This window comes from Cognatishimia sp. WU-CL00825, assembly GCF_040364665.1.
Lineage (GTDB): Bacteria > Pseudomonadota > Alphaproteobacteria > Rhodobacterales > Rhodobacteraceae > Cognatishimia.
Genome location: NZ_BAABWX010000004.1, coordinates 233,672 through 246,739, shown reverse-complemented (window position 1 = coordinate 246,739; position 13,068 = coordinate 233,672). Strand labels below are relative to the sequence as shown.

12 protein-coding genes are annotated in these 13,068 nt (G+C 55.3%); 7 read left to right on the top strand and 5 right to left on the bottom strand.

The window, feature by feature from the left end; all coding sequences use genetic code 11:
• Window positions 1-500 precede the first annotated feature (500 nt).
• Window positions 501-674 (bottom strand): hypothetical protein, encoded by a 174-nt coding sequence (locus tag ABXG94_RS14670; RefSeq protein ID WP_353535458.1) that lies wholly within the window; start codon window positions 672-674, stop codon window positions 501-503.
• 275 nt (window positions 675-949) lie between these two features.
• Between ABXG94_RS14670 and ABXG94_RS14665 the strand changes: the two genes are divergently transcribed.
• The 3 genes from ABXG94_RS14665 to ABXG94_RS14655 all read left to right on the top strand — a co-directional run bounded on the left by ABXG94_RS14665 (window position 950) and on the right by ABXG94_RS14655 (window position 3,008).
• Window positions 950-1,345, top strand: a complete 396-nt coding sequence (locus tag ABXG94_RS14665) for a hypothetical protein (RefSeq protein ID WP_353535456.1) — start codon at window positions 950-952, stop codon at window positions 1,343-1,345.
• A gap of 127 nt (window positions 1,346-1,472) precedes the next feature.
• The gene (locus tag ABXG94_RS14660; protein ID WP_353535455.1) at window positions 1,473-1,652 is read left to right on the top strand and encodes a hypothetical protein; all 180 of its coding nucleotides are present in this window, start codon (window positions 1,473-1,475) and stop codon (window positions 1,650-1,652) included.
• Window positions 1,653-1,838: 186 nt separating this feature from the next.
• Window positions 1,839-3,008, top strand: a complete 1,170-nt coding sequence (locus ABXG94_RS14655) for an NAD(P)/FAD-dependent oxidoreductase (RefSeq protein ID WP_353535453.1) — start codon at window positions 1,839-1,841, stop codon at window positions 3,006-3,008.
• Here ABXG94_RS14655 and trxC read toward each other — a convergent pair.
• Window positions 2,983-3,414 carry a thioredoxin TrxC gene (gene trxC / locus ABXG94_RS14650; RefSeq protein ID WP_353535451.1) on the bottom strand — a complete coding sequence of 144 codons (432 nt, stop codon included), beginning with the start codon at window positions 3,412-3,414 and terminating at the stop codon, window positions 2,983-2,985. The genes ABXG94_RS14655 and trxC overlap by 26 nt on opposite strands.
• A 254-nt stretch (window positions 3,415-3,668) precedes the next feature.
• On the opposite strand from trxC, the gene ABXG94_RS14645 reads away from it, so the two are divergent.
• Both ABXG94_RS14645 and ABXG94_RS14640 read left to right on the top strand, forming a co-directional pair.
• On the top strand, window positions 3,669-4,292 hold the full coding sequence (locus ABXG94_RS14645) for a TetR family transcriptional regulator C-terminal domain-containing protein (protein WP_353535449.1): 624 nt from the start codon (window positions 3,669-3,671) through the stop codon (window positions 4,290-4,292).
• A 96-nt stretch (window positions 4,293-4,388) separates the two neighbouring features.
• Window positions 4,389-5,558 carry an MFS transporter gene (locus ABXG94_RS14640; RefSeq protein ID WP_353535448.1) on the top strand — a complete coding sequence of 390 codons (1,170 nt, stop codon included), beginning with the start codon at window positions 4,389-4,391 and terminating at the stop codon, window positions 5,556-5,558.
• Window positions 5,559-5,561: 3 nt separating this feature from the next.
• On the opposite strand, the gene ABXG94_RS14635 is transcribed toward ABXG94_RS14640, so the two are convergent.
• Both ABXG94_RS14635 and ABXG94_RS14630 read right to left on the bottom strand, forming a co-directional pair.
• On the bottom strand, window positions 5,562-6,173 hold the full coding sequence (locus tag ABXG94_RS14635) for an SOS response-associated peptidase (RefSeq protein WP_353535446.1): 612 nt from the start codon (window positions 6,171-6,173) through the stop codon (window positions 5,562-5,564).
• Between the two features lie 3 nt (window positions 6,174-6,176).
• Window positions 6,177-6,845 (bottom strand): arylesterase, encoded by a 669-nt coding sequence (locus ABXG94_RS14630; protein WP_502901715.1) that lies wholly within the window; start codon window positions 6,843-6,845, stop codon window positions 6,177-6,179.
• A gap of 12 nt (window positions 6,846-6,857) precedes the next feature.
• On the opposite strand from ABXG94_RS14630, the gene ABXG94_RS14625 reads away from it, so the two are divergent.
• Both ABXG94_RS14625 and ABXG94_RS14620 read left to right on the top strand, forming a co-directional pair.
• Complete coding sequence (locus tag ABXG94_RS14625) at window positions 6,858-7,544, top strand: ABC transporter ATP-binding protein (RefSeq protein WP_353535443.1); 687 nt, start codon at window positions 6,858-6,860, stop codon at window positions 7,542-7,544.
• Entirely contained in the window at window positions 7,541-10,069 is a 2,529-nt protein-coding gene (locus tag ABXG94_RS14620) for an ABC transporter permease (RefSeq protein WP_353535442.1), read from the top strand. The genes ABXG94_RS14625 and ABXG94_RS14620 overlap by 4 nt, the downstream gene beginning before the upstream one ends.
• 142 nt (window positions 10,070-10,211) lie before the next feature.
• Here ABXG94_RS14620 and gcvP read toward each other — a convergent pair whose 3' ends face one another.
• Window positions 10,212-13,052, bottom strand: coding sequence for an aminomethyl-transferring glycine dehydrogenase (gcvP, locus tag ABXG94_RS14615; protein ID WP_353535440.1), 2,841 nt, complete (start codon window positions 13,050-13,052; stop codon window positions 10,212-10,214).
• Window positions 13,053-13,068: the final 16 nt, after the last annotated feature.

The following is a 13,068-nucleotide window of genomic DNA, read 5'->3' as shown; positions in this document are numbered from 1 at the left end:
CATGTTTTCTCCGAAAAATTACGAAACACCACGTTTTCCACTTAAAACTGCAGTTTTTTAACTCAATCTTTCAGCAAAATACGCGTAATTGGGCGTTCAGGGTATTGGAATAATAGATAAATCTGAGGAATCGGCGCAGCCTTTGCGCTATTTTTATCCTAGTTTCACCAATGCAAAGTGATTCAAGTTGCGATTCCACCTCATCAACGCGGGAAACACACATTCGAGTCGGTCCACGCCCGCCGCAAGCAGTCAAAATACACCCCCTGCCCTCCCGAGAATGCACCTTCCAAAAACACCGCGTTCAATCACAGCTATATATAATGTGTCAAACCCAGCTATTTCACCGAATCCTCCGCTGTTGAGATCATTGGGAAACAAAAGCCACACGCTGTGCATCACGGCTATGCAGTATTGTCAGTGGTTCTGAGCCAATGCGCCGCCTATAGCAAAGCAAGACAAAACAAGGACTAATCGAAATGGCGACTCTGGCACAAAACTCAAACCGCGCTTCTGGCCTCTTCGGCCTGCGCCGCATCTTCCAACTGTTTAACGCAACAGTCGATCAGCACACCTGCCCACATTGGGTTGAATATCTGAACAAATCTTCCAAAATGTAAGACCATCAGCGTGCCATCTGTCACATTGATGCGCAAAAAGGGTGCCAGTGGCACCCTTTTGCTTTTGTGACACACCGCAGATGCAGTCCAAAGCTAAAGGCGCGACCTACGCTGTTTGCGCCAAGGATACCAATCCGCGTTAACACATTGGCTCACGCCTGCGCCAAACCCTTGAAACATAACTGGCATCACGGCGCGCCCCTCTCCATCTCGGATACAGAGAAGGAGACATCATGCAAAAACCATCCAAAGCAAAACATCCAGGGCCATCACCAGATGCCAAACCCCTGCCGGCCCCGTTTCGATTTACAGATTGGGCGGCGATCTAGATGGCACTCATTTTAACGGGGATGCTGATAAGCGCGCTGGCTGCGTTAGCATATCAGTTTGATCTATCGGAGTCATTGGGTGCCCATCCTTGGTGGAGCCAGCAAACGTTGTTGATTGGCGTGCCCTTAGGTTTGGCGGCTGCTTTAATACTGCGCAGCGTCATCCCAAGCAGAGCGATCGTTTGGGGGGCAGCTATCGCAAGCCTTGCTGCCATGATTGTTGCCAAATATGGCCGAACCCAATTTGCAGCCTCATATGCAGAGGATGTTTTGGCTGGACGCCTTTGGTATTTTGGCTGGATCGCGGTGCCTGCGGCACTTGCCCTACTGCTGTCGCTCTTAACCCATCATTTACTCGGCACATATATCTTCAAATCTAGACACACGGATAGGTAATCTCCCCGATCTGGCCGCGTCCTCGCCTTATTCGTGCCTAATTTCGCGGGTGTATTGGGTGCAATAAGTAATTCATCGACACCCGGCCTGCAGAAAGCGGCCATTTTGTCCAAAAATGGAGAGACTTATGGCGATTATTATGTTTCTTTTCGGCAGCTTCCTCGGCCTTATCGGTGCAATCATGCAAGTCACTTTGGGCTTTGGTGGTGTTGGTGCTGCAATTCAGACTTATTTTCTAATTTCCCTTGGTTTACCGCTGGTGACCCTGCTCGCGTATTCTTCGCGCAGCCAAAACCGCTCTTCTTAATTCTGTTACCCCAAGGCGCGGCGGGGGGCATTATCGCCGTCTTTGTGCGCCTAACACGAGCGTCCGGCTCCGGCCGTCCCTCCTTCGGAGCCGGACGACTCTTGATTTTTTGTCATCTCGATCTCGGGTTTTTAAACAAACCCTGCTAAACGAGCTTTTGAAAGACCGCTTAGCCCCGAGGACAGAATGCAAACGTTTGATGTGATCGTAATTGGCTCTGGCCCCGCTGGCAGCGCCGCGGCGGCATGGCTAGCACGAAACGGCTATAGCGTTGCATTGATCGACAAGGTCAAATTCCCCAGAGACAAACTTTGCGGCGGCCTGTTTACCGAACGCAGCCGCAAATATCACCGCGAGATATTTGGCGCGGATTTTCAGATTGCCAAAGCAGTCACCAAACATGATGTCACATTATGGCATGCAGGCCAGCCACTGGGTACACTCACTGATATACCCCCTCTGCATTTAACCATGCGGCGTGGGCTCGATGCCGATCTGCAGGCGCTTGCACTTTCTGCGGGCGCTACAGATTTTTCAGGTCAGGCAATCGCCAACATCACTGCCACCTCTGTTCAGCTAAAATCCGGCCAAGCTTTGGCGGCCAAAGTGTTGATCGGTGCCGATGGGGTCAACAGTTTGGTGGCCCGCACACTGTTTGGACAGGCCTTTGATCACAACGAAATTGGCTTTGCGCTTGAAATCGAAGCGCCGCTGCCCCCACTCCCCTTGGAAAAGCAACCGCTTCGCATCGACTTTGATGCCGCCAAATGGGGCTATGGATGGTCGTTTCCAAAACAACACTCGGTCACAATTGGCATCGGCGGTTTGCATCGGCTTAACCCCGGCATGAAAGCTCAATTGACGCGATACCTAAACGATTTGAACGTCGCCGAAGGTGCCAAGGTCAAGGGCCACTTTCTGCCGTTTGGTCACTTTCGCAAAACACCAGGCAAAGGGGCCGTTCTGCTGGCGGGCGATGCAGCAGGTCTTGTGGACCCTATTACCGGAGAAGGCATCGCTTTTGCGCTGAAATCTGGGCAGCTCGCGGCCCAGGCTGCGATTGAGGCCCTGACAGATAATGCGCCGGAAACCGCGCTCAGACGCTATAAACGCGCGCTCAGACCCCTGCACCGCAATTTGCGCATTGCACGTGGCTTGCGCAGTCTGATTTTTGCAAACCGCATTGCCCCTATTTTTTATAAAAAACTCAAATCTTCGGGACACCTGCGCCAAGATTATATGGCACTGCTTGGCGGAGAGCTTGAGTACCCTCAGATATTACGAAAGATCATCACGCGCCTGCCCAGGATCTTTCTGCGCAATCGCTCTGCTAAAGTGCCCGCATCACCCAATTGACGATTGCTGGTGCAGGCATGGCACCGGATTGACGCGCCTTCTCCTGCCCGCCTGCAAACATCGCCAGCATCGGAATGCCGCGAATGGCGTATTTTTGCGACGCTTTCGGGTGCGCTTCTGTGTTCAATTTGACCAGCCTCGCCTGACCTGCAAGTTTGCCCGATGCCTGGGTATACTGCGGGGCCATTTGCCGACACGGTCCGCACCAAGGTGCCCAAAAATCTACCACCAGGGGCACATCATCATTGCGCGCTGCTTTCTGCAGCGTGGCGAAATCAATTTCCGTGACTTTGCCTGCCATCAACTTGGCCCCACAAACACCGCATAAAGCAGCCTTGCCCAAACGATCTTCGGGCACTCGGTTGACTTGCCCACAATCAAAACACGTCAGTTTTTTACCAGCCATAGCCGCCCCGCTCTCGCCTGATGCCTTCATCCAAGTCGATATAGGGCCAGCCCGATCAAAATTGAAGCCACTTGGTTTACGTCGCTGGGAGGAAGCCACCGAGGAGCTTAACAGATCACAACCACAATTTTTGCCAAAAACCGCCAAAAATCGCCACAAATATAGGAAAATCAATCATCTGCATTCTTTAGCGAACTAGACCTAACGTCACGTCCAGTCTAATCTGGCAGTCCGACCGGGGGAATACATCACATATGTCAGACACACCTCTTAAGCCCAAAAAGCTAAGCCGTATTCAGCAGCGCAACCGCCAACTCATTATGGATGCTGCGCTTGATGTCTTTTCCAAAGACGGGTTTCGTGGCAGCACCTTGGATCAGATTGCCAAGGCTTGTGGCCTGTCCAAACCCAATATTCTTTATTATTTTGATGGCAAAGAAGACATCTATATCACCTTGCTCAACCGTCTGATTGACACTTGGCTGGCCCCGCTGCACGAGTTGAACCCACAGGGTGACCCACTTGAAGAGATCAGCGATTACATCAGGCGTAAAATGGAAATGACCCGCGCTTTTCCACGCGAAAGTCGTTTGTTTGCCAACGAGATGATCCAGGGAGCCCCGCGCATGAAAGGCCACCTTCTATCCGGCGTTAAGCCGCTGTTTGACCGCAAAACCGCCTTGCTGCAACACTGGATGGACGAAGGAAAAATCGCCTCTACCGATGCGCGGCACCTGCTTATATCAATCTGGGCAACCACTCAGCACTATGCCGACTTTGAAACTCAGGTCACCGTGGTAATGGATGGTGCGGACAATACGCTAGACGAGGCAACAGAATTTTTGCTTACAATGTTCCGCAAAACACTACGCCCCTAAGTCGATCTGCCCCTTACATAGACTGAATTAAAAATCATTTGCCAGACGAGAAGATCAGCAATACTGCTTGATTGTTCTGCAATGGATTCTTCTGACATGCCTCAAAACAAACGCCTCTGGCTGGCCGTTGTCGCCACCTTTATGACCAATGGCATGCTCTACGGCATTTGGGCATCGCGTATCCCCGCCATCGCCGACCGCTTTGATTTGGCACATGATCAGCTTGGGTTTTTACTTTTGCTGCTTGCCGGCGGGGGCATTGTGTCTTTCCCAATTGCCGGGCGCATCGCAGATCATTTTGGAGCTTGCGTCAGCGCGCGCACTCTGTTGCTTGTCAACGGCATCACCCTGACGCTGTTGGCTTGGGCTCCTAATATCTGGTTGCTCAGCATCGCACTCTTTACCTTTGGCGTAACCCAGGGCGGCCTTGATGTCGCAATGAATGCTTGGGCAAGCGAAGTCGAACGCAAAGTCGGCAAGCCTTGGATGCCCAGTTTTCATGCCATGTGGAGCCTGGCTGCGGCGCTTGGTGCCTTTTCTGGCTATGTCGCGATTTCACTTGGTTTGACCTATAGTCTGCATTTCACATTGGCGGCCGTCGCCTTACCAATCCTGGGCTGGCTTGGCATGCAGGTTCCTTGGGTTTCGGCCCCACCGCGCCCGTCAAACGGAGCGCTTTTCCCGTTGCCTAAAGGGGCGCTTCTCTTTGCGGGCCTTCTAAGTTTCTGCGCCACATTTGGCGAAGGCACCATGGCGGATTGGAGCGCCATTTACCTGCTGGAAGTGACCCTGTCCGAGGAGAAATTCGCCCCGATCGGCTTTGCACTATTTTCAGCGTCTATGGTGATCATGCGACTTCTTGGGGGCATGATCATTCAAAAACTAGGCGTCGCAAAAGCCACTATGTTCAGTGGCATAACCGGCTTTATAGGCGTGAGCCTCGCAGTGTTTGTTGCAACACCGACGTTTACCTTAATCGGCTTCACCTTGATGGGGTTTGGTTTTGCGCTCGCCTTTCCATTGGCCATCACGCGCGCAGCAAATGACCCGGATATTCCTCAGGCGCAGGCCATCGCAAGCGTGGCAACGCTGGGTTATGGCGGCCTGCTTTTGGCACCTCCAATCATTGGATTTATTGCCTCCGCCTCCTCGCTCAGAATGGCCTTCACCGTGATGCTTTTGCTGTCGATCTTGATGATCGCTATCTCGCGCAGCTTTCGCCATGAAACCAAAACCGCTGGCCCGCTTTCTGATCCATTGGGCTAAAGCTTACGGCCCCTGCCAATCCACATCAGTCGCTGGCTCAATGCACAGCAAACCCGCGGGCCATGGTTTCAGCAGGTCAGCGACCTGCGCCACAGATCCGCCTAGCCACAACGGCACATCCTCGGGACGCAGCAATACACCCATACGATGGTGAACACGGGCGACATCAGCATTGGGTTCACAGGTCAGCGTGGCAACCTGCGGCACTTCTAGCCCGCCGGGGGCTGTCCAGATATCGCTAATTGCAGCAAAGATCAGCGGTTGCTTGCCTGATATGCGCCAAGCCGTCTTCTTTCGCGCCGCGCCTGTCCACTCATACCAACCATCAACCACCACCGCGGCGCGGCCCATCCCGGCAAAGGCTGATTTGCCAAACACGGTTTCCGAACGCGCATTAATCAGCGTTTCCATCACTGGCCGCCCGCGGGCATTGACCCGCCCCACAGGCATTATCCCCCAGCGCATCTCTTGAAACCCGTCTTGGGTCAGACAGACCAGTGGTTGGCCCGGCTGCATATTCAATCGGGGTGGATTTTCTGGGGCATCTACTGGATCGCGCCCGAACCAACTTGCGATGTCACGCAGGGGCGTTGTCAGAAACAGTCGGCCCGGCACAGCTTACTGCGCTTCCGCCCGCGCCAGCAACTCCAGCACATGCGGTCCAATTGCAGCCACGATCAGCGCAACGCCATCTTGATTGGGGTGAATGCCATCGCTTTGCATCAGCGCTTGTAACTCGGCTGGATCTTGTGATCCTAAACCTTCAAAAAAGCTCTCCATATGTAACGCGCCAAAGTCCAACGCCAATTCTGGATACATCGCGTCAAACCGCGCTTTATAATCTTGTCCAAAATTGCCCGGTGCCTGCATCCCGACCAATAAAACCTGTACATCTTGCGCGACAGCAACCTGCAGAATTTGCGACAGATTTTCCCGCGAGACGGCAGGGTCGATGCCACGCAGCATATCATTGGCGCCCAAGGCTAAAATCATAGCGTCCGTGTCTGGGCTTAGGGACCAAGCTGCCCGCGCTGCACCACCTGCGGTCGTATCCCCGGACACACCAGCATTGATAAGCTGCGCATCGGCACCTTGCTCTGACAACCAATTTTGCAATTGTGGCACAAAGCCCGCATTTTGCTGCAACCCATAGCCTTGCGTCAGGCTATCGCCTAGGGCCACAACCTTGAGTGGCTCGGCTGCAACAGCGCCAACCGTCAGAAAAACAGCCAGCGCCGCCTTGCTCAATTCCCACCAAACCCCATATTGCTTTGCAAGACTTACCAACAGGCATACTCCATGAATAATGTTCTATCTCTTAAAGATGTGCGTTTGGCGCTCGAAGGCAACGCCGGACTTATAGAAATCTTACACGGAATTACCTTAGATGTACCACAGGGGGAAACTCTAGGTCTGGTTGGCCCCTCCGGATCGGGCAAATCCTCGCTCTTGATGCTGATGGGCGGGCTTGAAAACGCAACAGGCGGAACGATCACGGCCCTTGGCCAAGACCTTACTTCAATGAGCGAAGATCAACTGGCCCGATTTCGACGCGACAACATGGGTGTGGTGTTTCAAAGCTTTCACCTGATCCCAACTATGACCGCGCTTGAAAACGTCGCGACACCGCTGGAATTAGCAGGCCACAAAGACGCCTTTGAGCGTGCCTATCAAGAACTTGAAACCGTTGGTCTGGCCCAGCGCGCCGATCATTACCCTGCGCAAATGTCTGGCGGCGAGCAACAGCGTGTCGCGCTGGCTCGGGCCTCGGCACCGCGCCCCAAAATTCTTTTGGCTGACGAGCCCACCGGCAACCTAGACGGGGCCAATGGCACGGCCATTATGGATATGCTGTTTGGGCTGCGCGACCGCCATGGTGCCACCCTGGTGCTTGTCACGCATTCAAACGAATTGGCACGGCGCTGTGACCGCGTCATCCGGCTGCGCGACGGCCAAATCGAAAATATGCAAAAGGCCGCAGAATGAGCCTGAGAACTGCAGCAAAATTCGCCCGACGTGAGTTGCGCGGCGGCCTCAAGGGCTTTCGTATTTTCTTAGCCTGCCTGGCCCTTGGTGTGGCCGCCATTGCCGGCATCGGCTCGGTGCGATCCAGCATCGAAGCCGGCATTCAGTCCCAAGGTGCAACCCTGCTGGGGGGTGACGCAGAAATGCAATTCACCTATCGCTACGCATCCGACGAAGAACGCCTTTGGATGGATCAAAACGCCAGCCAGTCCTCAGAGGTCATCGACTTTCGCTCTATGGCGGTGGTCAATTCCGAAGGCCGCGAAGAACGTGGCCTGACCCAGGTCAAAGCCGTCGACGCAGCCTATCCTTTGATTGGCGCGGTCACGCTTGACCCACCGATAACCCTAGCCCGGGCGCTAACCTCCAAAGACGACGTGCCGGGTGCGGTTATGCACCCACTGCTGGCAGATCGCCTCGCGCTCCAGATTGGCGACGTTTTTCAGCTTGGGCAACAATCCTTTTACCTAAGCGCGCGACTAACTGGCGAACCTGACAATGCAGGGGGCGGATTTGGCCTCGGTCCCAGAACCATCGTTGCCTCCCAAGACTTGGCAGCCTCTGGTCTGCTGGCACCTGGCACATTGTTTGAAACCCAATACCGGCTTTTGTTGAACCCTGACAATACGCTGCCCGCAGCAAAGGCCGAGGCTCAATCCTTGTTTGCAGACAATGGTTTGCGCTGGCGTGACTCGCGCAATGGGGCCCCCGGTGTATCGCAATTTGTCGAACGTCTTGGCGCATTTCTCATTCTTGTCGGCCTTTCGGGTCTTGCGGTTGGGGGCGTTGGGGTCTCAGCTGCCATTCGGGCCTATCTCGCCAGCAAAACCCATGTGATCGCCACGCTGCGGTCCCTGGGAGCCGACCGCGCCACGATTTTTCAAACCTATTTTATTCAAATCGGTGCCCTCAGCTTTGTTGGCATTATCTTGGGGCTGCTGCTGGGAGGTTTGGCACCGATCCTGTTGGCCCCGGTCATCCAGGCTGCCCTGCCTTTACCCGCCGTGATATCTTTGCATCCGCAACCGCTGATCGAAGCCACAGTTTACGGGTTTCTCACGGCTCTGATCTTCACCCTATGGCCCTTGGCGCGCACCGAAGACGTCCGCGCAGCGGCCCTATTTCGCGACGCCATGAGTGCGGCCAAAGGCCTGCCTGCGGCACGGTTTCTTATCGCTACAGCGGCGCTTGTTACATTGCTCGTGGCCAGCGCCAGCTTCTTTTCCGGCTCGGTGCGCCTCACTCTATGGACAACCGGCGGCATCGCTGCTGCCCTGATCTTACTCAGCCTTGCAAGCCTGCTTATCCGCAAACTCACCCAATTTGGGGCCCCACGGGCCCGGAGCAGACCAGCCTTGCGATGGGCCTTGGCAGCAATTTCCAGCCCCCGCGAGGGCGCAACCTCGGTTGTGCTGTCCTTGGGGCTTGGCCTGTCGGTTCTGGCCGCCGTTGGCCAGATTGATGGCAATTTGCGCAATGCCATCGCCCAAGACCTGCCCGACGTGGCCCCAAGCTATTTCTTTGTCGACATCCAGCGCGATCAAATGCCGGGGTTTCTGCAACGGCTGGAAAGCGACCCTGCGGTCAGCCGGATTGAAAACGCCCCGATGTTGCGCGGCGTCATCACCAAGATTAACGGGGCCCCTGCCAAAGAAACGGCGGGGGACCATTGGGTCATTCGCGGCGACCGCGGTGTCAGCTATGCCGCTGATTTGCCCGACACCACAACCTTGACGGATGGCAAGTGGTGGGGGGCCGACTATAAAGGAGCGCCTCAGATCAGTTTTGCCGCAGAAGAAGCCGCAGAAATCGGTCTGTCCCTTGGCGACACGATGACGGTGAACATTCTTGGGCGCGACATCACCGGCACCATCACCAGCTTTCGCGACGTGGACTTCTCGACCGCCGGCATGGGATTTGTGCTGGTCATGAACGAAGCCGCGCTTGCTGCTGCCCCCCACAGTTTCATCGCAACGGTTTATGCCCAAGAGGCTGCCGAGGCGCAGATTTTGCGCGACCTGTCCAACATGTTTCCCAATATCACCGCGATCCGCGTGCGCGACGCCATTGACCGCGTCACCGAAGTGCTTGGCTCCATTGCGGCGGCCACCGCTTATGGCGCGGCGGCCACACTGTTGACGGGATTCCTTGTCCTGATTGGTGCCGCCGCTGCCGGACAACACAATCGCACCTACGAAGCGGCCATCCTAAAAACTCTGGGCGCAACACGACGACACATCCTGCTCAGCTTTACGCTGCGCAGCGCCTTGCTTGGTGCCGCAGCGGGTGCCGTGGCGCTCGCGGCAGGACTGTTGGGGGGCTGGGCCGTAAGCCACTATGTGCTGGAGTCAGATTATGTGGTGATCTGGAGCAACGCGCTGGCCATTGTTCTGGGCGGCATTCTCGCGACTTTGCTTGCAGGGCTCGCCTTTGCAGCTGGCCCTCTCAAGGCAAAACCCGCCCCCACATTGCGGACGGCGGATTAGGGGCTTCGCCCCGGCCCAAACCAGTTTGGTCCTCCCCAGGGTATTTTGGGTTAAGAATAAGCATAGCCATTGTTCTTGATCCAAATACCCCCGCCGGAGGCGCAAGTCTGCGCTGCGCCTCCGATCAATGGTCGGCCCATTTCTAGTCTGCGTAGTCGTCCATCGGAGGACAGGTGCAGATCAGGTGACGATCACCAAAGGCATTGTCCACACGATTGACCGGTGGCCAGTATTTATCCACGCGGAACGCCCCCGGCGGAAAACACCCCTGTTCGCGACTATAAGGCCGATCCCAATCGCGCACCAAATCTTCCATCGTGTGAGGCGCATGTTTCAGCGGGTTATTTTCAGCGTCACTTGTACCGTCTTCAATGGCTTGGATTTCGGCCCGGATCGACAACATGGCCTCACAAAAGCGATCGATCTCTGCTTTGGTTTCAGACTCCGTGGGCTCGACCATCAAGGTGCCAGCCACAGGCCAACTCATGGTTGGCGCATGAAACCCACTGTCCATCAGGCGTTTTGCAATGTCATCCACCGAAACATCTGCGGTTTCAGCAAAACTTCGGGTGTCGATAATGCACTCATGTGCCACCCGCCCAGAAGGCCCTTTGTACAGAACTTCATAGGCCCCTTCGAGACGTTTGGCGATGTAATTGGCGTTCAAGATCGCAACGCGTGTGGCCTGGGTTAACCCCTCGCCTCCCATCATCAGACAATAAGCCCAACTGATGGCCAAGATAGACGCCGACCCCAAGGGTGCGGCCGACACAGGCCCCTCGACGCCGCCAGCTTCGGGATGCCCGGGCAAATGCGGCGTCAAATGCGATTTCACGCCAATTGGCCCCATGCCGGGCCCACCACCCCCATGCGGAATGGCAAAGGTTTTGTGCAGGTTCAGGTGGCTGACATCCCCACCCAGATCGCCCGGCCGCGAAAGCCCTACCATGGCATTCATATTCGCGCCGTCGATATAGACCTGACCGCCAAACTCATGCGTGATCTCACAAACCTCATGCACGGTTTCTTCAAAAACACCGTGGGTGGACGGATAGGTAATCATACAGCCCGCAAGGTTTTTGCCATGTTTCTCGGCCTTGGCTTTAAAATCCGCCAGATCAATGTCGCCGTTTTCGGCGGTTTTCACCGGCACAACTTTCCAGCCAACCATCTGGGCCGAGGCCGGGTTGGTGCCATGGGCTGACATTGGGATCAGACAGATGTTGCGATCCGCGTCACCATTGGCCCGGTGATAAGCTGCAATACTCAGCAGGCCAGCATATTCCCCTTGCGCGCCCGAGTTTGGTTGCATCGAAATCGCATCATAGCCTGTGATCTCGCAGAGTTTTTCAGATAGGTCAGACACCATTTCTGCATAACCCTGGGCCTGATCGACCGGCACAAAAGGATGCATATTGGCAAATTCCGGCCAGCTGATTGGCATCATTTCTGCCGCTGCGTTCAGTTTCATGGTGCAGGATCCCAGCGGGATCATCGCGCGATCCAGCGCCAGGTCGCGATCAGCGAGACGACGCATATAGCGCATCATCTCGGTTTCAGCCCGGTTCATGTGAAAGATCGGATGGGTCAGATAATCGCTGCGCCGGTGCATGTTCTTAGGCACCCGGTATTGCGCGGTAAAGTCATCGTCAGACCGCAAGATGCCAAAGGCCCGCCATACGCCTTCGATGGTTTCAGGCCGAGTTGTCTCATCCAAGGTTATCCCAACCCGGAATTCACCGACTTTGCGCAGGTTAATGCCTTCGTCGCGCGCCGATTTCATCACCGCCGCTTGCAATGGGCCCACGTCGACGGTGATGGTGTCAAAGAACACTTTTGGGTCCACCTTAAAGCCCGCTTCTTCCAGCCCATTGGCCAAGCGTACCGTTTTACGGTGGATGCGCTGCGCAATTGCCTGCAGGCCCTTTGGTCCATGAAACACAGCATACATCGACGCCATGACGGCAAGCAGCGCCTGGGCGGTACATACGTTTGATGTCGCTTTTTCACGGCGAATATGCTGTTCACGGGTTTGAAGGGACAAGCGGTAGGCCCGATTGCCATGCGCATCCACCGACACCCCGACCAACCGACCGGGCATCGCGCGTTTATAAGCGTCTTTGGTGGCCATATAGGCCGCATGCGGGCCGCCATAGCCCAGCGGCACGCCGAAGCGCTGAGTAGAGCCTACAGCGATATCTGCGCCCATCGCGCCAGGTTCTTTTAGCAGCGTGAGCGACAATGGGTCCGCCGCCACGACCGCAATCGCCTTGGTGGCGTGCAGTGCCTCAATCTCAGCTGTAAAGTCCCGCACATGGCCATAAGTGCCGGGGTATTGAAACAATGCGCCAAACACTTTGGCAGCGTCCAGCTTATCTGGATTGCCCACAATCACTTCAATGCCCAAGGGCGCGGCGCGGGTTTGGATGACAGCGATGTTTTGTGGATGGCAATCTCGATCCACAAAAAACGCCTTGGCTTTTGACTTTGACACCCGTTGCGCCATGGTCATGGCTTCGGCACAGGCGGTGGCCTCGTCCAACAAAGACGCATTGGCGATTTCCAGCCCCGTCAAATCGCTGACCATGGTTTGGAAATTCAAAAGCGCTTCAAGACGGCCTTGGGAAATTTCAGGTTGATAAGGGGTATAGGCCGTGTACCACGCCGGGTTTTCCAGAATATTGCGCTGAATGGCTGGCGGCGTCACCGTGCCGTGATAGCCTTGGCCTATCAAACTGGTCATCAGCTTGTTTTTCTTGGCGACTTTCTGCATCCGGTACAGCAACTCGCGTTCCGAAAAAGGGCGGCCAAAATCAAGCGGCTGATCCTGGCGAATAGACTTGGGCAAGGTGTCGTCTATCAGCGCGTCTAGGTCTTTTGCACCCACCACATCCAACATCTGGCCCATCTCTTCGGGGGATGGGCCGATATGGCGTCGGTTGGCAAAATCATAAGGCAAATAGTCTGTTGGTGTGAATGGCATGGCATTCCCCTTTTGC